Consider the following 20299-nt stretch of genomic DNA (forward strand, 5'->3'; position numbering starts at 1 on the left):
GACCGGGGTAGGCGTCCGCCGATCCCGGCAGCACCGGGGCGTCGGGTGTCGTGGTCACGTCAGGTCCACCTTCTCGTCGGGGAAGATCCGGCGCTGGATCCAGGTGATCGCCAGGACGATCAGCAGCAGCACGACGGCCATGGCCGAGGCGAGGCCGAACTTCTTGAACTCGAAGGCCTGCTGGACCGTCTGGATGACGAACGTCGTGGTGCCGTTGGCGCCGCCGGTCATGATCCAGGGGATCTCGAAGACCGCCAGCGAGCCCGAGATCGCCAGGATCGTCGTCAGGCCGATCACCTGCTTGATGCCGGGAGCGATGATGAACCGGAACTTCTGCCAGCTCGTCGCCCCGTCGAGGTCCGCGGCCTCGTAGAGCTCGTTCGGGATCGACTGGATCGCCCCGAGGAACAGCACGAAGTTCAGTCCCATGTAGCGCCACACGCTCGTGGTCGCCAGCGAGACGTTCGCCAGGTCGGGGTCCCCCAGCCACTGCGGGGGCTCGGCGACCCCGACGAGCCCGAGCAGGGCGTCGAGCGTCCCTCCCGGGCGCAGGAAGAACAGGAACACCAGCCCGATCGCGACACCGTTGATGAGGTACGGGAAGAAGATGATCCCCTTGAACAGGTTCCGCACGCGGGTGCGGAAGCTGAGGACGGTCGCGAAGTACAGGGCCAGCGCGAGCTGCAGGAACGCGCCGGCCAGGTAGTACAGGCTCACCAGGAACACCGTGAACATGTCCGGGTCGGTGAAGATCCGCACGTAGTTGTCCAGCCCGACGGGTTCCTTGACCGGGGCCATCCCGTTCCAGCTCGTGAAGCTGTACCAGACCATGTTGGCCACGGGCACGTAGGTGAACAGGATCAGCAGGCCGAGCGGGGCGATCAGGAACAGCCACGGTGTGATGCGCCAGCCGCGGCCGGGCCCGCGCCGTCTCGGGGCCGGGGGTGGGGTGGCCGAGGCGCGGACGGCGCCACGGACCGGGGACGAGACCGTCGCCATGGCGGTCCTCCAATCGGTGGGATCCCGGGGTGGCGGCGCGGGACGCCACCACCCCGGGGCGAGGGTCACTCGCCGACTGCCGCGCGGGCGTCGGCCCAACGCTGGTTCAGGTCGGCGAAGAAGGACTCCTTGTCACCGTCCGCGGCGCCGCGGGCGGTGTCCACGAGCTTCTGGCGGTAGATGTTCCCGTACAGGTCGATCTCGGAGGCGTTGACGATCTCGGACTCGTAGGCCTCCTCGCCCTGCGGGGCCGGGTTCATCTCGACGTACTCGACCCCGGCGTCGTCGAAGTCGCCGAGCGTCTCGGGCGTCGGGCCGTCGACCAGCGGGGAGATGCCGCCCTCGTCGTAGGCGTAGCCCGACTCCTGCGCGAACCAGTCGATCCAGGCCCGGGCGGCGGCCTTGTGCTCGCTGTTGACGTTGATCGCGTTCTTGTAGTCCCCCGCGACCTGGGCGTGGAAGGTGCCGTCGACCTGGTAGGGGAACGGCATGTACCCGATGTCGTCCGCCGAGCCGCCGGCGTCCTCGGCGGCCTGCTGCATCTGCGTGATGGCCCAGGAGCCGAGCAGCATGGTGCCGACCTCGCCGGTGCCCAGGAGCGTCTTGGACTCCTCCCAGTTCGTGGTGGTCGGGTCGTCCTCGCTGAGCCCCGCCGCGACGATGTCGTAGAGGAGCCCGTCGGAGATGCCGTGCCACTCGTCGGCGGCCCACGGGGTGTCGCTGTGGGCGACGTGGGTGTTCTGGTAGTCCGGGTCGCCCATGACCCCGCGGTTGCCGTCCCACTGGCTCAGCGGCCAGCCGTCGGCGTAGTTCGTGTAGTACGGGACGGCGTCGGTGTTGTCGGCGATGGCCTGCAGGTCGTCGAGGAACTCGTCCGGGGTGGTCGGCAGGTCGGTGACGCCGGCATCGGCCCAGACCTTCTTGTTGTAGACCAGGCCCTGGGTGTTCACGGTGATCGAGACGCCGTAGACCTGGCCGTCGTACGCCTTCTCCTCGACGAGGCGGTAGGTCTCGCTCATCTCGTCGACGCTCCCGAGCGGCTCGAAGTAGGTGCCGAGCTGGTCGGGTGTGACGCTGTTGGGGATCAGCAGGACGTCGCCGTAGTCCGCGGTGTTCATCCGCACGGCGATCTCGCCCTCGTAGTCGGTCAGCGCCTCGAACGTGACGGTGACGTCGGGGTACTCGGCCTCGAACTGCTCCTTGTAGTCCTGGAAGACGGTGTCCACGATGTCGGTGCGCTGCGTGATGACGGTGATCTCGCCGGAGGGTGCGGCGTCGTCGGCGGTGCCGGTCCCCGGCTCGTCCCCGCCGGAGCAGGCTGTCAGGGCCAGCGCGGCGGCGGCGGTGGCGGCCACGCCGGTGATGCGGTGCTTCGTTGCCATGTCGTGCTCGATTCCGGTCGTCGTTGAACGGTGACGCGACACACGTTAAGCGGTTAAGTTACGGAGGTCAAGCGCTTCAGTGCAGCGCAGGGGATCGCCGGGAGGTCAGTCGGCAGCGGGCGCCGGACCCGTCGAGCCGCGCACCCGGAGCACCGGCGTCGCGTCGAGGAAGCTCGCCGCCGGAGCACCCTCCATGCGGTCGAAGAGCCGCCGCGCCACGTGCGCGCCGTAGCTCGTCACGTCGTGGCTCAGGGCGGTGAGCTGCGGGAACGCCGCCTCGCACAGCGGCGAGTCGTCCCACGCCACCAGGGAGAGGTCCTGCGGCACCCGGACCCCCAGCTCGTGGGCGACCCCCAGCCCGGCGAGCGCCATGACGTCGTTGTCGAAGACGATCGCCGTCACCGGGTCGGCCGCCGTCAGGAGCGCCCGCGCCGCCGCCGCACCGGCCTCCGGCGTGAAGTCGGCGCGCTCGGAGCGCGAGACGACGCCGTGACTGCGCGTCTCGTCGTCGAACGCGAGGTCACGGATGTGGGTGTGACCGAACTCCTCGGTACCCGAGACGCGCCCGATCCGACGGTGCCCCAGGCCGACCAGGTACCGCACGCACTCCCGCAGCGCCGTCCCGTCGTCGGTCCACACCGCCGTCGCCCCGCCGGCCAGCCCGGGGTCACCGACGACGACCGCGGGCAGCGCGTCCGCCCCCAGCAGCAGCGGCAGCCGCGGGTCGTCCGTCCGCGGGTCGACCACCACGACGCCGTCGACGCGCCGTGCCGCCCGCCAGCGCCGGTGCGCCGCGACCTCCGCCGCGACGTCGGGCACCACCTGCAGCAGCAGACCGTAGGAACGCTCGGACAGCACCTGCTCGATGCCGGCGACGAACTGCATGTAGAAGGACTCGAAGCCGAGGGTCTCGGGCGCCCGGGCCAGGATCAGCCCGATCGTCTCGGCACGGGCGCCGGACAGCGAGCGAGCGGCCTGGCTCGGCTGCCACCCCATCTCGGCGGCGATGGCGAGGATGCGCTCCCGGGTCGTCGCCGAGACGCCCGGCCGGTCGTTGAGCGCGTAGGACACGGCACCCGTCGACACCTCGGCGCGTCGCGCGATGTCCGCGATCGTGATGCGGGCCATTCCTCACCTCTCCTCGCAAGGATCGTACGTCGGAATCCCCGCGCGCCAGACGGCGTGCACGTCCTGACAAGTCGGGGCCGCGGTGGAAGGGTGGGGCGCATGACACCCGCACCCCCCGCCGTCGATCCCGAGGTCCTCACCGCCGTCGCCCAGGGGACGAGCCACGACCCGCACTCTGTGCTCGGGTCGCACCTGGTCCCCTCCCGGGACGGTGCGTTCGCCGTGGTCCGGGTGCTGCGCCCGCTGGCCGACGAGGTCGCCGTCGTCACCGACGACGGGACCGAGCACCCCGCCACGCACGAGTACGCGGGCGTGTGGGCCGCCGTCGTCCCTGCACCCGTCGACGACGACGGCACGCGGCACGCGCCCGACTACCGCGTCCGGGTGCGCTACGGCGACGAGTCGACGACGACGGACGACCCCTACCGCTTCCTGCCCTCGCTCGGCGAGATGGACCTGCACCTCATCGGGGAGGGCCGCCACGAGACGCTCTGGCGGGTGCTCGGCGCCAACCAGCACGTCTACCCCAGCGCCCGCGGCGACGTCGTCGGGACGTCGTTCGCCGTCTGGGCACCCAACGCCCGCGGGGTGCGGCTCGTCGGCGACCACAACCGCTGGTCCCCCGTGCACCCGATGCGGTCCCTCGGCTCCAGCGGCGTGTGGGAGATCTTCGTGCCCGACGTCGCCGCCGGGACGCGGTACAAGTACGAGATCTGCGGTCCGGACGGCACCTGGCGCGCCAAGGCCGACCCCATGGCCCAGGCCGCCGAGGCCCCCCCGGCGACGGCCTCCGTGGTGGCCCGTTCCGAGCACGCGTGGGGCGACCACGAGTGGATGGACCGCCGCGCCGCCACCGACCCCCACGGTGGTCCGATGAGCGTCTACGAGGTGCACCTCGGCTCGTGGCGGCCCGGTCTCGGCTACCGCGAGCTCGCCGAGGAGCTCACGGCCTACGTCACCGAGCAGGGGTTCACCCACGTCGAGCTGCTGCCGGTCGCCGAGCACCCGTTCGGCGGCTCCTGGGGGTACCAGGTCACGGGCTACTACGCGCCGACGGCGCGGTTCGGCTCCCCCGACGACTTCCGGTACCTCGTGGACCGGCTGCACCAGGCCGGCGTCGGCGTCATCATCGACTGGGTGCCGGGGCACTTCCCGCGCGACGAGTTCGCCCTCGCCCGGTTCGACGGCACACCGTTGTACGAGCACCCCGACCCCCGGCGCGGCGAGCAGCCCGACTGGGGCACCTACGTCTTCGACTTCGGCCGCCGCGAGGTGCGCAACTTCCTCGTCGCCAACGCGAGCTACTGGTTCGAGGAGTTCCACGCGGACGGTCTGCGCGTCGACGCCGTGGCGTCGATGCTCTACCTCGACTACTCGCGCGAGGACGGCCAGTGGGAGCCGAACGTCCACGGCGGCCGGGAGAACCTGGAGGCGATCGGCTTCATGCAGGAGGCCAACGCGACCGCCTACCGGCGCAGCCCCGGGGTGATGATCATCGCCGAGGAGTCCACGGCGTTCCCCGGGGTCACCCGGCCCACGGACGCCGGGGGCCTCGGGTTCGGCCTCAAGTGGAACATGGGCTGGATGAACGACTCGCTGCGCTACGTCGCCAAGGACCCCATGTACCGCAGCCACCACCACGGCGAGCTGACGTTCTCCCTGGTGTACGCGTTCTCCGAGCAGTACGTGCTGCCCATCAGCCACGACGAGGTGGTGCACGGCAAGGGGTCGCTGCTGGCCAAGATGCCCGGCGACCGCTGGCAGCAGCTCGCGGGAGTCCGCTCGTTCCTGGCCTACCAGTGGACCCACCCGGGCAAGCAGCTGCTCTTCATGGGCTCCGAGATCGCCCAGGTGGCGGAATGGAGCGAGGGCCGGAGCCTGGACTGGTGGCTGCTCGACGACCCCGCCCACGCGGGGATCCAGCGCACCGTGCGCGACCTCAACGCCCTGTACCGGGCCACCCCGGCGCTGTGGGAGCGGGACTTCGACGGCTCCGGCTTCGAGTGGATCGACGCCGACGACGCCGCGCACAACGTGCTGTCCTACGTGCGCCGCGCCGCCGACGGCTCCCCGGTGGTCGTGGTCGTGAACTTCGCGGGCGTCCCGCACGAGGGCTATCGCCTGGGCCTGCCCCACGCGGGCACGTGGCACGAGGCGCTGAACACCGACGACCTGCGCTACGGCGGGTCCGGCGTCGTCAACACCGGCGAGGTCCGCTCCGAGCCGATCCCGTGGCACGGTCGCGAGCACTCGGCCGCTCTGCGGGTCCCCCCGCTCGGCGCCCTGGTGCTCACGCCCCGCTGACCCCCGGGCTCAGTACAGGAACATCATCATCTTCCGGCGAGCCCTGCCGACCCGCGGGTCCGACGGCCCGACGACCTCGAAGTACTCGACCAGACGGGTGCGCAGCGCCTCCTTGTCGTCGCCCTCGGCCCCCGGCAGCAGGTCGAGCAGCCGCGCGAGGGCGTCGTCCACCTTGCCACCCAGCATGTCCATGTCCGCGACGGCCAGCTGCGCGGCGACGTCGTCGGGCGCGTCGGCGGCGGCCGTGCGGACCTGGTGCAGGTCGGCCCCGCGCGTGCGCTGCATCAGGGCCACCTGGGCGAGCCCGGCGACGGCCTGCGCGTCCTTCGGGTCCTGCTTGATCGCCTTGGTGTAGGCGGCCTCGGCCGCCTCGAGGTCGTCGCGCTCGATCGCGTCGTAGGCCTCCTGGTGCAGCGGAGGCAGCGGCTCCTCGACCTCCTCGGCCTCCTCCGCAGGCTCCTGCGCCCCGGGGGCCCGCCCCGTCACGCCGTTCTGCTCGGCGGCGGCGAGCACCTGGTCCAGGACGCCCCGGACCTGCTCCTCGGAGGCCGCGCCGGCGAACAGCGGGAGCGGCTGACCCGCCAGGACGGCCACCACCGTGGGCACGCCCTGCGCCTGGAACGCCGCGGCGATCTGGGGGTAGGCCTCCGCGTCCAACCGACCCAGGAGGAACCGTCCGGCGTACTCCTCGGCGATCCGGCCGAGCAGCGTGCCCAGGTCGGCGTTGGCCTGGTCCGTGGGCATCCACAGCAGGACCACGACGGGGTACGTCGTCGAGTCCTGCACGACCTGCTGGAAGTTGGCGTCGGTGAGGTCGACGACGAACCCGCCCGCGGTCGGCGCCCCGCCCGGGGTTCCCGGCGGCGGCGACTGAGGACGGTTCAGCGCCGACAGGTCGACGGCGCCACGCGGGCTGTAGCTCGGTTCGGGCGTGGGGTTGCTCATGAGCACATCCTACGAATCCTCGGACCCCGGCCGTCGCGTCGGCGTCAGTTCTTCGAGCGGTCGGTGTTCTTCTTGTCGGGGATCGACGTGGACGCGTCGACGGGGACGTGCGAGTAGCCGAGCGGCCGCATCGACTCGGACGAACCCGCCGGCGGCACGTAGAGCGCGATCTGGTCGGTGTACTCCACGTACAGCTCGTTGGTCTTGTCCTCGTCGCCGATGAGGGCACCCTGCGCGACGCTCAGGGCGCCGATCTCGCCGTCCTCCTCGACCGTCGCCCGGGCGTTGCCGTCGAGCACGCCCATCACCACGGCGCCGCCGTCGGAGGTCCGCACCGCGACGGTCTGGTCGGTCCGCGGCACGAACGTCAGCGCGTACTCCCCGTCGGCGTCCTGGAAGTCCTCCGCCTTGCGCACCGTCTGCGCGTCCTCCTGGACACGCTGCACGAGGTCCGGGCTGTCCGACGGCAGCTCGAAGGCGTCGGCGTGCTTCGACTTGTCGGTCCCCCGGGCCACGAGGTCGGCGTACTGCTTGATCGCCTGCGTCGGGGTCACGATGAGGGAGTCGTCGTCGGGTGCCACCGCCGCGGACCCGATGACCTCGGGATCCGCGAAGTTGGGCATGGTGGTCCCCGGGATCAGCTGGACCCAGGACCACATCTTGTAGTTGTCCCGCGCCGAGTCCTGCGTATAGGCGACCATCCGCGGGACCTCGAGATTCTCCGTCGGCTCCGTGATGGTGTAGCTGACCCGCGGCCACGTCTGCGTCGTCGGGATGATCATGCGCTTGAGCTCGGTCGGGATGCTGGTGACGAACGAGTCGTCGTCCCGGGCCTGGGCGACCTCGATCTGGCTGGTGCGCACCTCGAGCGCGGGTCCGGTCACCCGAGGCTCGAGGAGCTGAGGCTTGCGCTTCTTGCCGGCCTTCTCGAGCGCCCCCGCGACGGAGTCGACGACGGCCGTCTCCTGGGCGGCGGTCAGCACCGGACCCTCGAACGGGTCGTCGGCCACGGGCTGCGGCAGCTCCTGGGCGCAGCCCGCCAGGAGCGTGGCGGTCGTGGCCACGGAGACGACGACGGCGGTGCGGCGCGCCCGGGGCGTGCGGTCGGTGCGGGTCATCGGGCTCCCCCGTCGGTCGTGTCGTCGTACGCGTCGTCGGAGCCGCCGGTGGTGTCCCCGAAGCCCCACGTCTCGCGCCAGGCCGAGGCGCGGCGGGACGCGGGCCGTCCCGGCGACGCGTCCTCCGGCGTCGTGCCGCCACCGGACGGCGGGGGCACCACGGGCGTCTGGCCCGTCAGGGCGCGCAACGCGCGGCCCATGCCCGACTGTCCGGACGCACGGCGCTCCTCCTCCTGCCGACGCAGCTCGCGGCGGGTGAGGGGACGTCCGTCCGGGAGCGTCGGGTGGGAGCCCGTCGCCGTGACCGGCGAGGGTGCCACCGGCTCCGGGGCGGCCGGAGCCGGCTCGGGCGTCGCGGCCGGTGCGGCGTCCTCGTGCTGCGGGGGCTCCGCGGACGTCTCCGGCCGGGGTCGGCGCAGGCGTGAGCGACGGGAGAACCGTCCCGCCACGGGGACCGGAGCGGTGCCCGACCGGCCCCCGGAACCGGGCTCGCCGTCGGGTCCGGCGGATCCCGGACCGTCCGCGCCTGCCTCCGACGAGGCCTCGGTGGTCTCGTCCGGCGCAGCGGGCGGGTTCGCGGCGACGGTGGCCGGCCACGCGGAGGTCGTGGTGGTGCGGGCGAAGGGACCGGCCGGGCTGTCGTCGGGGGTGGCGGGGCTGGTGCTCGGGCTCGCTGCCGACGGCGAGCTCAGCGACGGCGAGCTCAGCGACGGCGACGACGACGACGCGGCTCCGGTCGCGCTGCGGCGCGACCGCTTGCGGCGGCGGCGGCCGGCGGCGAGGAGCACCAGCCCGATCACGAGGAGCACACCGCCCACCCCGACCGCGGGCCACAGCAGAGGCGTCGCGACGTCACGGTCCCAGGTCAGCTCCAGGGTCGGCGCCTCGGCGGCGTCGGCCGCCCCGTCGGCGGACTCCGACTGCGCGGCGTCGCCGTCGCCGTCCGCCCCGTCACCCTCCTGCGCGGGCGCGGGCCCGGTCCCCGCGGCGAGCAGCACCCACCGCCCCGGACGATCCGACCAGCGCAGCGTCACCTGCTCGGCGTCGGTGAGCTCGGTGACCCACATGTCCGAACCGGCCGGGTCCGCCGGGGGCGGCACGTCGCCGTCGTCGGCACCGTCCGCCGCGGCGTCACCCTCCGCCGCGTCGCTGTCGGCACCCTCTCCCTCGTCGTCCGCCGGGGGCTCGACCGCCTCGGTGGACAAGGTCTCCCAGTCGGCCAGCCCGGTCACCCGGGTGTACGGGTCCGCGCCGAGCCAGCCGGTGACGTCGACGTCGCGGCCCACGACCACGGTGACCTCCTGCCCGGCGGGCACCGAGGCGGTGACGGTGACGTCCGAGGCCACGAGCCCGAGGACCCCGGGGTCGGTGACGACCATCGTGCCGTCACCGGCGGGGCGCGCCGTGGCGACGACCGTGTCCGACTCGCGCAGGACCGTGGCCGAGGCGACCCCGAACACGATGGCGCCCAGGCCCGCGAGAACGAGGACGACACCGAGAATGCGTTGCAGCACCGAGCTTCCCTTTCGACGTGGACACTCCAGGATAGGGACGCCCACCGTCCCGTCGGACGCCGAGGCAGGGCCCGCCGGATGGGTTCACGAACCCTTCACGAGTCCGGTACCGGCGCCCCCGAGCCTCCCACGGCTGCGCCCCGCGGGGCCACCACGACCCCCGGAGCGGCGTGTCCGGTCCGATCGGGAGGTACTTCGGGTGTCGGTGGGACTCGCCGCCCACTATCCTGACCGGAGCCCGCGGCGCCCACTGACAGACGGAGGTCTCCACGTGTCCGACGAGCGTTCGCTCTTCCCCATCACCATGCGCGGCTACGACCGCGCGGCGGTGGAGAACCAGATCTCCCGCCTGGAGCAGGCGGTCGAGGAGGCCCGACGCAACGTCGAGGCCACCGACGGCCGCGCCATGCAGCTCTCCTCGGAGCTGGCCGAGGCGCACCGCCAGCTCCGCGAGAACGACAAGCCGTCCTACGCCGGCCTGGGAGCCCGCGCCGAGCGCCTGCTGCGGTCCGCCGACGAGCAGGCGGCCGAGGTGCTGACCCAGGCGAACCAGCAGGCGGCCGACATCATGGCCCGCGCCAAGCTCTCGGCCGGGCAGGTCCGCCAGCGTGCCGAGTCCGAGTCCTCGGAGCTGCTGTCCAGCGCGCGGCGCGAGGCCGAGGAGATCCGGTCCACCACGCGCGCCGAGGCCGAGGGCACGCTCCAGGGCGCCCAGCGCCGCGCCGAGGAGCTGGTCGGCTCCGCGGAACGCGAGGCCCAGCTGATCACGAGCACCCTGACCACCGAGGAGAGCGAACGCCGCGCCGGCCTGGAGCGGGAGATCGGCACCCTGCGGTCGACGGCGGAGCGCGAGGTGACCGAGGCGCGCGTCACCGCCGACCGTGAGATCGCGCAGCTGCGTGCCGAGGCGTCGGCCGAGGCGGCCGCCGTGCGCGAGGAGGCCGAGCGCGAGTCCGGCGACCTGCTCGAGCGCACCCGGAACGAGGCGGCCCGCATCGTCGCCGAGGCGAAGCACCAGGCGGCGGAGGCCGCCAACTCCGTCACCAGCGAGCTCGAGGACCTGCGCGAGCGGACCCGTCGGACGCTGTCCGACGCCGAGCTCGAGGTCGCGCAGATGCGCGAACGTGTCGAGGCCGAGGCCGCCGAACGGCACGAGACCGCGCGTGCCGAGACCGAACGTCTCGTCGGCGCGGCCGAGGAGCACGCCGCCGAGGCCGAGAAGCGCGTCGCCGCGGCGCTCGCGCAGGCAGACCGGGTGCGTACCGAGTCCGACGCCTACGTCAAGGACCTGGTCGCCGACGCCCGGCGATCGGCCGACATGATCGTCTCCGAGGCCCGGACCTTCGCCGAGCAGACGGTCTCGGACGCCCAGGCCGAGGCGGAGCAGAGCCGCACCACGGCGGAGCGGCAGCTCGAGGACCTCACCCGCCGTCACGACTCGATCAACTCCTACCTCGAGGAGCTGCGGGGGCTGCTGGGCACGGAGAAGGCCGCCGCGGAGCTCTCCGATGCCCCGGCGTCGCCCCAGCCCGACCAGTCGTGGGACGTCCCGGCGCCGTCGGCGTCCTCGGCCTCCCCCGAGGACGCGGAGGACGAGGCCGCACCCGAGGCCGAGCGTCCGCTCGACCAGACACCGGCGCAGGCCGCACGGGCGGCCTCGACGCAGTCGGCGGACGACGCCGCCGGGTCCGGCGAACCCGGGTCTCCGGCGGAGGACACCGCCGCCGCCCGCTCGCAGGCCTGACAGCCCCGAGCCGCCGGCGGCGCGACCCGCCGGCGGCTCAGATCCGGGCGACCCGGTCGTGCAGGTCGAGCAGCGCCTTGGCCACCGCCGCCGGCTCCTCGACGGCGCTCAGGTGAGCGGCGTTGGGCACGACCGTCAGCACCGCGTCCCGTGCCGCGTCGACCATGTGGTGGGCGTCGGCGACCGGCGTGATCTGGTCCTCGGCACCGACGACGACGGCGACGGGGCCGTCGAACGACTCCAGCACCGAGGTCCGGTCCGGTCGCGCCGCCATGGCGTTCTGGGCCCAGGCCACCCCCGCCGGGGACTGCGCGCGGATCCAGGCGTCGAGGGTGGGGTAGAGGGCGCGACGCTCCATCGCGCTGGTCGGCCCCAGCAGCTTGGACCGCATCCCGGCCACCGCGTCGGTGCTCTGCTCGTCCGTGACCGTGCGCGCGATCCGGTACCGGTTCGCGCGCGCCTCCTCGTCGTCGGCGGTCGACTTGGTGTCCACGAGCCCGAGCCCGTGGACGAGCTCCGGGTGCCGCTCCGCGAGCGCCAGGGCCACGTAGCCGCCCATCGACAGCCCGACCACGACGGCGTTGCCCTCCCCCTGCGCGCGCAGCGTGTCGTGGACGGCGTCGGCGGCGGCCTCGAGCGTGGGTGGCAGGCTGCCGATGTCGCTGTGGCCCTGGCCGGGGAGGTCGACCGCGATCACGCGCACACGGTCGCCGAGCTCGGCGGCCACCGGGCGCCACATGCGCAGGTCCAGGGGGAACCCGTGCAGCAGCACCAGGGGCACACCACCGCCGTCGCAGAGCAGGGACGTTGCCAGTGTCGTGGTCGTCATCGCTGAGTCACCCTCTCGTCGTCCTCGCGGTTCGCGTCACCTCGTGGCCGGTGCCACGTCCGAGACCTGCTCGACGTCGCCGTCGTAGTGCGTGGGCAGCGGGGCGTGGCCCGGCACGACGTGCTGCACGATCTCGTCCAGCACCCGGCGCACGGCCGGCTCCCCCACCCACAGGTGCTTGGCGCCGTCGACCCCGATCACCTCCGCCTGCGGCACCCGCGCGAACCGTTCCCTGGCCTCGACGGGCTGCAGGTAGTCGTCGTGCTCGGGGACGAGGACGACGAGCGGCTTGCCGAAGTCGGCCCACCGGTCCAGGTCGGCGTCCGTGGCGCGGTGCAGGGGTGGCGAGAGCAGGACCGCCCCCTCGATGCTCGGGTCGGCGCCGTGCTTGAGGACGAGCTCGGTGCCGAAGGACCAGCCGACCAGCCACGGGTGCGGCAGCTCACGGAACTCGGCCAGCTCCAGCGCCGCCGCGACGTCGTACCGTTCGGCGTCGCCGCCGTCGAAGTCGCCCTCGGACGTGCCGCGGGGCGAGGTCGTGCCCCGGGTGTTGAAGCGCAGCACCGCCAGGTCCGCGAGCGCCGGGAGACGCCAGGCCGCCTTGCGGTAGACGTGCGAGTCCATGTAGCCGCCGTGGGTCGGCAACGGGTGGAACGTGAGCAGGCTGGCCACGGGATCGACGTCGGCGGGCAGCGCGAGCTCGCCGACGAGCGTGAGCCCGTCCGCGGTGTGCAGGTCGACGTCCTCCCGGCGGGCGGGCAGGACGGTCATCGAGCGGATCTGGTGGCCGGTGGCGGCGTCGTCGTTCATCACTGCCAGCCTAGTTCGCGCCGCCGCTCCTGCCCGTCGGCCGCGGACCGTCGGCAGGCTGACGCCAGGCCCCGGCCGCCCAGGTCAGCGCAGCCGTTCGCGACGCTGGAAGCAGGCCGGGTGCCAGTGCCGGCGGTCGGCCAGACCGGCCTGCTCGCCCCCGACGACGTCGCGCTGCCAGGCGACCACGTGCGGTGTCCCCGGCGGGATCTGCTGGTGGCAGGCCGGGCAGGTGTACGCCTTCTCCCCGCCGCGGACCCGGCGCACCGTCCACTCGCCGTCGCCCCCGCTGACGTGACGCACGCCGCCCAGGGCGCGGTCGGTGTCGAGGGGCTGGTGCTGCGCACCCCAGGGTCGTTTGCGTGAGGGTCGGCGTGAGGGCATGCCTCCATTGTCACGCCCAGGAGCCCGACGGCGGAACGTGACCGGGCCGCGGACCGTTAGAGTGTCCGGGGCCCGTGACTCGGGCCGATTCTCTCCGCGACCGAAGGGTCTCTCGTGAAGCTCCGTTCCGCAGCCGGCGTGGCTACCGCGCTGGCCGCCGCACTCGTCCTGTCCTCCTGCTCGGGCGGTGAGGGGGACTCGTCGGAGGCCACGCCCGAGGCCTCCGCCTCCGCCGAGTCGACCCAGTCGGCCGACGCCACCGGCGCTGCGGAGCCCACGGACGAGGACATCGCCGCCCTCGCCGCGATCAAGGTCTCCGGCAAGCCCGGCAGCGAGCCCGAGCTCACGTTCGACTCCCTCGAGGTGTCGGTGCCGACCACGCGCGTCGTCGACGAGGGCGACGGCGAGGAGCTGGCCGAAGGCATGCAGGTCACCATGCAGTACGTCGCGTACGACTCGACCGGGGAGCTCCTCGGTTCCACCTGGGAGACCGACGCGCCGGAGAGCTTCCTCCTCGGTGACCAGCGCTACGGCCTCCTGACCGAGCCGCTGGTCGGTCAGCAGGTCGGCGCCCGGATCCTCGTGGCGAACCCGACGGTCGACGCGGAGAACAACCCGGCTACGGTGGTCAACCTGCTGGAGGTCACCGACGCCGTCAAGATCCCGGAACGCGCCGAGGGCGAGGCGGTGGAGCCCGCGGAGGGCCTGCCCACCGTGACGCTGGCCGACGACGGCGCGCCGTCCGTCGAGATCCCCGACGGCTACGAGCCCCCGGACGAGCTGGTGGCCCAGACCCTCATCAAGGGTGACGGCCCGACGGTGAAGGCCGACCAGACGGTGACCGCCCACTACACGGGCTGGACGATGGACGGCGAGGTCTTCGACTCCTCCTGGGAACGTGGCGCCCCCACCTCGTTCTCCCTCCAGCAGGTCATCCCCGGCTGGACCGACGGCATCGCGGGGCAGACGGTCGGCAGCCAGGTGCTGCTGGTCATCCCCTCCGACCAGGCCTACGGCGCCGACGGCTCGCCGGACGGGAGCATCCCGCCCGACAGCCCACTGGTCTTCGTCGTGGACATCCTCGCCGTCGAGTAGTCCCGACCGCCCGCGTTCGCGGCCGGTGTCGGCCTCCGCGCGCGGGCAGAGCCACGACGGCGGGTCCCCGCATGGTGCGGGGGCCCGCCGTCGTCGTATCGTCGGCCCATGACGAGCCCGCCCCGTGAGGTCCTGACCTGGTCCGACTTCGCGACGGCGGTCCGCCGCCTCGCCGAGCAGGTCGTGGCCGACGGCTTCCGGCCCGACGTCGTGGTCGCCGTCGCGCGCGGAGGCCTGGTCCCGGGAGGTGCGGTCGCCTACGCGCTCGGGACCAAGGGCGTCGGCACCATGAACGTCGAGTTCTACACCGACATCGGCCGCACGCTCGACGACCCCCGGGTCCTGCCGCCGCTCATGGACACCTCCGAGCTGCCGGGCTCGCGCGTGCTCGTGGTGGACGACGTCGCGGACTCCGGGCGCACCCTGGAGCTGGTCATGAGGATGCTCGCCGAGCAGGGCGCCGACGCCCGGGCGGCGGTGCTCTACACCAAGCCCCGCTCGGTCTACCGGCCCGAGTACTCCTGGCGCGAGACCGACCGTTGGATCACGTTCCCCTGGTCGGCCGAGCCGCCCGTCGACGGGGCCGGTGGCGACGGGGCCGCCTGAGCCCCGGCGCGCCCGCCGAGGGCGGCGTTCCTCGGCCCGTCAGACCGGGGTGGGAACCCCTGGCGACAACCAGACGACGCGCTCCCGGAGCTGCTGCTCGGCACCGTCGACGGCGCGCCGGAGGTCGGAGACGGGTTCGCTGAAGTGGCTCCATCCCTCGTAGTGGACGGGCACCGCGCGGCGGGGGCGGACCGTCCGGAGGAGCTCGACGGCGTCGTGGCCGTCCATGCTGTACCGGAGGGGGCCCGTGAGCCCGAACCGGACGCGACCCAGGTGCATGACCATCGTGTCGACGTCGAAGCGTCGAGGGACCTCGGCGAGCGCGGGGATCGTGACGGTGTCACCGGTGATCCAGAGCGCGCCCGAGCTCTTGTCGGCCGGCTCGATCACGAAGCCGACGACCTCCCCGACGACCGGCCGGCTGAGCGGTGGACCGTGCCGGCACGGCGTGGCCGTCACCCGCAGGGTCGGTCGGCCGGTGTGGGCGAGCTCGGTCGCCGACCACGGCTTCAGGCCGGTGACCGAGGGCATCCGGAGCCGGCGGGCTGCCGCCGCCGTGGACACCACACGGGGCACCTGCGGAAGCAGGCGTCTGCCGGCGTCGTCGAGGTTGTCGGCGTGATGGTCGTGGCTGAGCAGCACGGCGTCGATCGGGGGCAGGTCCTCCAGGGGTACGGCCGGTCCTGCCAGCTTGACCGACGAGGTACCGAGCGCGAACCCGTACCGGCGTCCGGGCGGGTCGAACGTGGGGTCCACGAGCAGGTTCCAGCCGCCGAGCTGGATCAGGAGCGTGGGCCCGCCGACGTGCGTGAGTCGCAGGGTGTCCGTCACGGCTCTCCCTTCCTGCTCGTCCGCCGACCGGCCCGGTCAGGTCCGTCGACGCCGCGCGCTGCCCTCCCGAGGGCGTCTCAGAAGTCCCAGTCCTCGTCCTCGGTGTGGACCGCCTTGCCGATCACGTACGAGGAGCCGGAGCCCGAGAAGAAGTCGTGGTTCTCGTCGGCGTTCGGGCTCAGCGCCGCGAGGATCGCCGGGTTGACGTCCGTCTCGTCCTTCGGGAACAGGCCCTCGTAGCCCAGGTTCATCAGGGCCTTGTTGGCGTTGTACCGCAGGAACTTCTTGACGTCCTCGGTCAGCCCCAGCTCGCCGTAGAGCGTGTCGGTGTACTCGGCCTCGTTCTCGTACAGCTCGAAGAGGAGCTCGAAGGTGTAGGACTTCATCTCGTCCTGCTCGGCCGAGGTGAGCTTGGCCAGCCCCTTCTGGAACTTGTAGCCGATGTAGTACCCGTGCACGGCCTCGTCGCGGATGATGAGGCGGATCAGGTCGGCGGTGTTCGTCAGCTTGGCCCGGCTCGACCAGTACATGGGCGCGTAGAAGCCCGAGTAGAACAGGAAGGACTCGAGCATCGTCGAGGCGACCTTGCGCTTGAGCGGGTCGTCACCGCGGTAGTAGTCCAGGACGATCTCGGCCTTGCGCTGCAGCTGGGCGTTCTGCTCGGACCAGGCGAAGGCCTCGTCGATCTCCTTGGTGGAGATGAGGGTGGAGAAGATCGAGGAGTAGCTCTTGGCGTGCACCGACTCCATGAAGGCGATGTTGGTGTACACGGCCTCCTCGTGCGGGGTCAGCGCGTCCGGGATGAGCGAGACCGCGCCGACGGTGCCCTGGATGGTGTCCAGCAGCGTCAGGCCGGTGAACACCCGGGTCGTCATCAGCTTCTCGGCCTCGGACAGGGTGTTCCACGACTGGATGTCGTTGGACACCGGCACCTTCTCGGGCAGCCAGAAGTTGCCGACCAGGCGGTCCCAGACCTCGAGGTCCTTCTCGTCCTGCAGGCGGTTCCAGTTGATCGCGGTCACGCGGTCGATGAGCTTGAGCTGTCCGGTCGGTGCCATGGCGGTGTCCTTCGTCGTGCGTGGCGGGTCAGGAGGCGGGGCCGGGGGCGTCACAGCATGCAGCTGACGCACCCCTCGATCTCGGTCCCCTCGAGCGCCAGCTGGCGCAGGCGGATGTAGTACAGCGTCTTGATGCCCTTGCGCCAGGCGTAGATCTGCGCCTTGTTGACGTCCCGGGTCGTGACGGTGTCCGGGAAGAACAGCGTCAGCGACAAGCCCTGGTCGACGTGCTGGGTCGCCGCCGCGTAGGTGTCGATGATCTTCTCGTACCCGATCTCGTACGCGTCCTGGTAGTACTCCAGGTTGTCGTTCGTCATGTACGGCGCCGGGTAGTAGGCGCGACCGAGCTTGCCTTCCTTGCGGATCTCGATCTTCGCCGCCACCGGGTGGATCGACGACGTCGAGTAGTTGATGTAGCTGATCGACCCGGTCGGGGGCACCGCCTGGAGGTTCTGGTTGTAGATCCCGTGCTCCATGACGGACGCCTTCAGTGCACGCCAGTCGTCCTGGGTCGGGATGTGCACTCCCGCCCGAGCGAAGAGGTCGGCGATCCGCTCGGTGGCCGGCGTCCACGCGGCCTCGGTGTACTTGTCGAAGTACTCCCCCGAGGCGTACGTGGAGTCCTCGAAGCCGCCGAAGGCACGTCCACGCTCGATCGCGAGCCGGTTCGACGCGGCGATCGCGTGGTAGGCGACGGTGTAGAAGTAGATGTTCGTGAAGTCCACGCCCTCGGCAGACCCGTAGTGGATCCGCTCGCGCGCCAGATAGCCGTGCAGGTTCATCTGCCCCAGCCCGATGGCGTGGCCGAGCTCGTTCGCCTTCTTCACCGACGGCACCGACTCGATGCTCGTCTGGTCCGAGACGGCCGTCAGTGCGCGGATCGCCGTGTCGATGGTCTTGCCGAGGTCCGGCGAGTCCATCGTCTTGGCGATGTTCAGCGACCCCAGGTTGCAGGAGATGTCCCGGCCGACCTCGTCGTAGGACAGGTCCTCGTGGAACGTCGAGGCCGTCGAGACCTGCAGGATCTCCGAGCACAGGTTGGAGTGCGTGATCCGCCCGGCGATCGGGTTGGCCCGGTTCACCGTGTCCTCGAACATCACGTACGGGTAGCCGGACTCGAACTGGAGCTCCGCGATCGTCTGGAAGAAGTCGCGCGCCTTGATCGTCTTCTTCGTGATCCGCTCGTCGGCGACCAGCTCGTCGTACTTCTCGGTGATCGAGATGTCCGCGAACGGCTTGCCGTAGACGCGCTCGACGTCGTACGGGCTGAACAGGTGCATGTCCTCGTTGCGCTTGGCCAGCTCGAACGTGATGTCCGGGATGACGACGCCGAGAGACAGGGTCTTGATCCGGATCTTCTCGTCGGCGTTCTCGCGCTTGGTGTCGAGGAACCGCAGGATGTCGGGGTGGTGGGCGTGCAGGTAGACGGCGCCGGCGCCCTGGCGCGCCCCGAGCTGGTTGGCGTAGGAGAACGAGTCCTCGAGCAGCTTCATCACGGGGATGACGCCGGAGGACTGGTTCTGGATGTGCTTGATCGGCGCGCCGTGCTCGCGCACGTTGCTCAGGAGCAGCGCGACGCCGCCGCCACGCTTCGACAGCTGCAGCGCCGAGTTGATGCTGCGCGCGATCGACTCCATGTTGTCCTCGATGCGCAGGAGGAAGCAGGAGACGGGCTCGCCGCGCTGCGCCTTGCCGACGTTCAGGAACGTCGGCGTGGCCGGCTGGAACCGCCCGGCGATGATCTCGTCGACGATGTCGCGCGCGCGCTGCTCGTCCCCGTCGGCCAGGCCGAGCGACACCATCGAGACGCGGTCCTCGAAGCGCTCGAGGTACTTCTTGCCGTCGAACGTCTTGAGCGTGTACGAGGTGTAGTACTTGAAGGCACCGAGGAACGACTCGAACCGGAAGCCGGCGCCGTAGGCGCGCTGGAAGAGCTCCTTGACGAACGCGCGCGAGTACTTCGCGAGCACCTCGGGGTCGTAGTACTTGTTCTCGACCAGGTGGTCGAGCTTGTCGTCGAGGGTGTCGAACTCGATGGTGTTGGGCAGCACGTGCTGACGGAAGTACGCGGAGGCCGCCTCACGGTCCTTGTCGAACTGGATCTCGCCGTCCGGCCCGTACAGGTTCAGCATCGCGTTGAGCGCGTGGTAGTCGAGCTCGGACTCCTGCAGCGTCACGCCTCCGGCCTGCGCCGGGGCGTCGGCGGACGTGGTGCTCACGCCGAGATCAGTGACTGTCGTTGCCAAAATCGTCCCAATCCGTCACGGACGCGCTGGGCGTCCTCGGTCGTCCCGAGCAGCTCGAAGGCGTACAGGTAGGGCACCTGGCACTTCGCCGCGATGATGTCGCCGGCGATGCAGTAGGCAGCGCCGAAGTTGGTGTTGCCCGCGGCGATGACGCCACGGATCAACGACCGGTTGTGCACGTCGCCGAGGAACCTGCGGACCTGGCGAGGCACCGAGCCGCCCTCGTTGCCCCCGCCGTAGGTGGGGACCATGAGGACGTACGGTTCGTCGACGGTCAGGAAGCCGTCGGCGGGGCGCAGGGGGATCCGGTGGACCGCCATGCCCAGCTCGTCGAGGCCGAGGCGTTCGACGAACCGGTGCGTGTTCTCCGAGACGCTGGAGAAGTAGACGAGCGACCCCATGTCACCCTCCCCCCGACGGACGTGCTGCGGTGGTGCCGGCCCGGTCGGGAGGCAGTGCCTCGCGACCGGGCCGGAGCTCTCAGGCCGAGACGGTCTGCTGCGCCGCCACGGCGGTGATGCGGTCGGGACGGAAGCCCGACCAGTGGTCCTCGCCGGCGACGACGACGGGAGCCTGCAGGTATCCGAGACCGCGGACCATCTCGAGCGCCTCGGCGTCCTCGGTGATGTCCACGACCGTGTACTCCACGCCCTTGCGGTCGAGGGCGCGGTAGGTCGCGTCGCACTGCACGCAGGCCGGCTTGCTGTAGACCGTGACGCTCATGTCGCACTCCCTGTCTCGCCACTCGATCGGCGGCGTCCGATGTCCCGTGATGTCGCGCCCTCGGCGTGCGATCCGGGACCGCCGTCCGGGCCGTCAGGACCCCTTCGGAGGCCTGCGACCAGTGACGACACCGGTGGAACTACGCCGATGTTGCTAGCGCGGGAGCCGGTGGCTTCCGCGTCTCTCAGACACTACACCTAGTGTTCGCCGTCTGCTCGGCTACGACATGTTGTGGTTCACACGGCTGTCATTACACCGGTGTGATTCGCCCGGAATGGCCGTTCGGGCGCCTCCCGCGATCCTGCGAGCATCGTCGCACGCGCCACCGACACGGTCCGTCGTCCACCGGTCCGTGCACCGGTGGATCGACCCGTCGACGGCGCCGTCGCGCGCTTCGCGCACCGTCCTCCACAGCCCGTGGACGACGCCGGTCCACACCCTGTGCACGGAGCTCGCCGCGCGGGGACGCGGCCGGCACCACCCGGTCCTCAGATCTTCCTCACACCGCCGGGTCCCGGCGTGTCGTCCCACCGCGCGCGTCGCCCGTCGGTCGTTGTGGGCGTGAAATTGACGGCCCTGCCGG

18 protein-coding genes are annotated in these 20299 nt (G+C 71.7%); 4 read left to right on the top strand and 14 right to left on the bottom strand.

Annotated elements, in window-relative coordinates; genetic code table 11:
- Positions 1 to 54 precede the first annotated feature (54 nt).
- The 3 genes from ACIQLL_RS10390 to ACIQLL_RS10400 all read right to left on the bottom strand — a co-directional run bounded on the left by ACIQLL_RS10390 (position 55) and on the right by ACIQLL_RS10400 (position 3509).
- Positions 55 to 999, bottom strand: coding sequence for a carbohydrate ABC transporter permease (locus tag ACIQLL_RS10390; RefSeq protein ID WP_402466458.1), 945 nt, complete (start codon positions 997 to 999; stop codon positions 55 to 57).
- A gap of 65 nt (positions 1000 to 1064) precedes the next feature.
- Complete coding sequence (locus ACIQLL_RS10395; protein ID WP_402466461.1) at positions 1065 to 2381, bottom strand: ABC transporter substrate-binding protein; 1317 nt, start codon at positions 2379 to 2381, stop codon at positions 1065 to 1067.
- A gap of 105 nt (positions 2382 to 2486) precedes the next feature.
- Positions 2487 to 3509 carry a LacI family DNA-binding transcriptional regulator gene (locus tag ACIQLL_RS10400; protein ID WP_402466464.1) on the bottom strand — a complete coding sequence of 341 codons (1023 nt, stop codon included), beginning with the start codon at positions 3507 to 3509 and terminating at the stop codon, positions 2487 to 2489.
- A 99-nt stretch (positions 3510 to 3608) separates the two neighbouring features.
- On the opposite strand from ACIQLL_RS10400, the gene glgB reads away from it, so the two are divergent.
- Complete coding sequence (gene glgB / locus ACIQLL_RS10405; RefSeq protein ID WP_402466466.1) at positions 3609 to 5813, top strand: 1,4-alpha-glucan branching protein GlgB; 2205 nt, start codon at positions 3609 to 3611, stop codon at positions 5811 to 5813.
- A 9-nt stretch (positions 5814 to 5822) separates the two neighbouring features.
- Here the strand turns inward: glgB and ACIQLL_RS10410 are convergent, their stop codons facing one another.
- Genes ACIQLL_RS10410 through ACIQLL_RS10420 form a run of 3 tightly spaced genes read right to left on the bottom strand, consistent with a single transcriptional unit; the run spans position 5823 to position 9390 of the window.
- The gene (locus ACIQLL_RS10410) at positions 5823 to 6758 is read right to left on the bottom strand and encodes a tetratricopeptide repeat protein (RefSeq protein ID WP_402466468.1); all 936 of its coding nucleotides are present in this window, start codon (positions 6756 to 6758) and stop codon (positions 5823 to 5825) included.
- Between the two features lie 44 nt (positions 6759 to 6802).
- Positions 6803 to 7876, bottom strand: coding sequence for a hypothetical protein (locus tag ACIQLL_RS10415; RefSeq protein ID WP_402466471.1), 1074 nt, complete (start codon positions 7874 to 7876; stop codon positions 6803 to 6805).
- On the bottom strand, positions 7873 to 9390 hold the full coding sequence (locus tag ACIQLL_RS10420; protein WP_402466474.1) for a hypothetical protein: 1518 nt from the start codon (positions 9388 to 9390) through the stop codon (positions 7873 to 7875). The genes ACIQLL_RS10415 and ACIQLL_RS10420 overlap by 4 nt, the downstream gene beginning before the upstream one ends.
- 271 nt (positions 9391 to 9661) lie before the next feature.
- Here ACIQLL_RS10420 and ACIQLL_RS10425 point away from each other — a divergent pair, with 271 nt between their 5' ends.
- Positions 9662 to 11134: a hypothetical protein gene (locus tag ACIQLL_RS10425; RefSeq protein ID WP_402466476.1), complete on the top strand. Its 1473-nt coding sequence runs from the start codon at positions 9662 to 9664 to the stop codon at positions 11132 to 11134.
- A gap of 37 nt (positions 11135 to 11171) precedes the next feature.
- Here ACIQLL_RS10425 and ACIQLL_RS10430 read toward each other — a convergent pair whose 3' ends face one another.
- The 3 genes from ACIQLL_RS10430 to ACIQLL_RS10440 form a co-directional block, all read right to left on the bottom strand.
- A complete protein-coding gene (locus tag ACIQLL_RS10430) occupies positions 11172 to 11963 on the bottom strand; it encodes an alpha/beta fold hydrolase (protein WP_402466478.1) in 792 nt (263 codons plus the stop codon).
- A 36-nt stretch (positions 11964 to 11999) separates the two neighbouring features.
- Positions 12000 to 12773, bottom strand: coding sequence for an alpha/beta hydrolase (locus tag ACIQLL_RS10435; protein ID WP_402466481.1), 774 nt, complete (start codon positions 12771 to 12773; stop codon positions 12000 to 12002).
- 84 nt (positions 12774 to 12857) lie between these two features.
- Complete coding sequence (locus tag ACIQLL_RS10440; RefSeq protein WP_402466483.1) at positions 12858 to 13157, bottom strand: LIM domain-containing protein; 300 nt, start codon at positions 13155 to 13157, stop codon at positions 12858 to 12860.
- 114 nt (positions 13158 to 13271) lie between these two features.
- Between ACIQLL_RS10440 and ACIQLL_RS10445 the strand changes: the two genes are divergently transcribed.
- Both ACIQLL_RS10445 and ACIQLL_RS10450 read left to right on the top strand, forming a co-directional pair.
- Positions 13272 to 14252, top strand: coding sequence for an FKBP-type peptidyl-prolyl cis-trans isomerase (locus ACIQLL_RS10445; protein WP_402466486.1), 981 nt, complete (start codon positions 13272 to 13274; stop codon positions 14250 to 14252).
- A gap of 108 nt (positions 14253 to 14360) precedes the next feature.
- Positions 14361 to 14858 carry a phosphoribosyltransferase gene (locus tag ACIQLL_RS10450; protein WP_402466488.1) on the top strand — a complete coding sequence of 166 codons (498 nt, stop codon included), beginning with the start codon at positions 14361 to 14363 and terminating at the stop codon, positions 14856 to 14858.
- 39 nt (positions 14859 to 14897) lie between these two features.
- Here ACIQLL_RS10450 and ACIQLL_RS10455 read toward each other — a convergent pair whose 3' ends face one another.
- The 5 genes from ACIQLL_RS10455 to nrdH form a co-directional block, all read right to left on the bottom strand.
- A complete protein-coding gene (locus ACIQLL_RS10455) occupies positions 14898 to 15689 on the bottom strand; it encodes an MBL fold metallo-hydrolase (RefSeq protein ID WP_402466491.1) in 792 nt (263 codons plus the stop codon).
- Between the two features lie 77 nt (positions 15690 to 15766).
- Positions 15767 to 16747, bottom strand: a complete 981-nt coding sequence (gene nrdF / locus ACIQLL_RS10460) for a class 1b ribonucleoside-diphosphate reductase subunit beta (RefSeq protein WP_402466494.1) — start codon at positions 16745 to 16747, stop codon at positions 15767 to 15769.
- A 50-nt stretch (positions 16748 to 16797) separates the two neighbouring features.
- Positions 16798 to 18924, bottom strand: coding sequence for a class 1b ribonucleoside-diphosphate reductase subunit alpha (nrdE, locus tag ACIQLL_RS10465; RefSeq protein WP_402467403.1), 2127 nt, complete (start codon positions 18922 to 18924; stop codon positions 16798 to 16800).
- A 38-nt stretch (positions 18925 to 18962) separates the two neighbouring features.
- A complete protein-coding gene (gene nrdI, locus ACIQLL_RS10470; protein WP_402466497.1) occupies positions 18963 to 19394 on the bottom strand; it encodes a class Ib ribonucleoside-diphosphate reductase assembly flavoprotein NrdI in 432 nt (143 codons plus the stop codon).
- Positions 19395 to 19473: 79 nt separating this feature from the next.
- Positions 19474 to 19716: a glutaredoxin-like protein NrdH gene (gene nrdH, locus ACIQLL_RS10475; protein ID WP_402466499.1), complete on the bottom strand. Its 243-nt coding sequence runs from the start codon at positions 19714 to 19716 to the stop codon at positions 19474 to 19476.
- Positions 19717 to 20299: the final 583 nt, after the last annotated feature.

It is taken from the genome of Isoptericola aurantiacus (genome assembly GCF_044769875.1).
GTDB lineage: Bacteria > Actinomycetota > Actinomycetes > Actinomycetales > Cellulomonadaceae > Isoptericola > Isoptericola aurantiacus.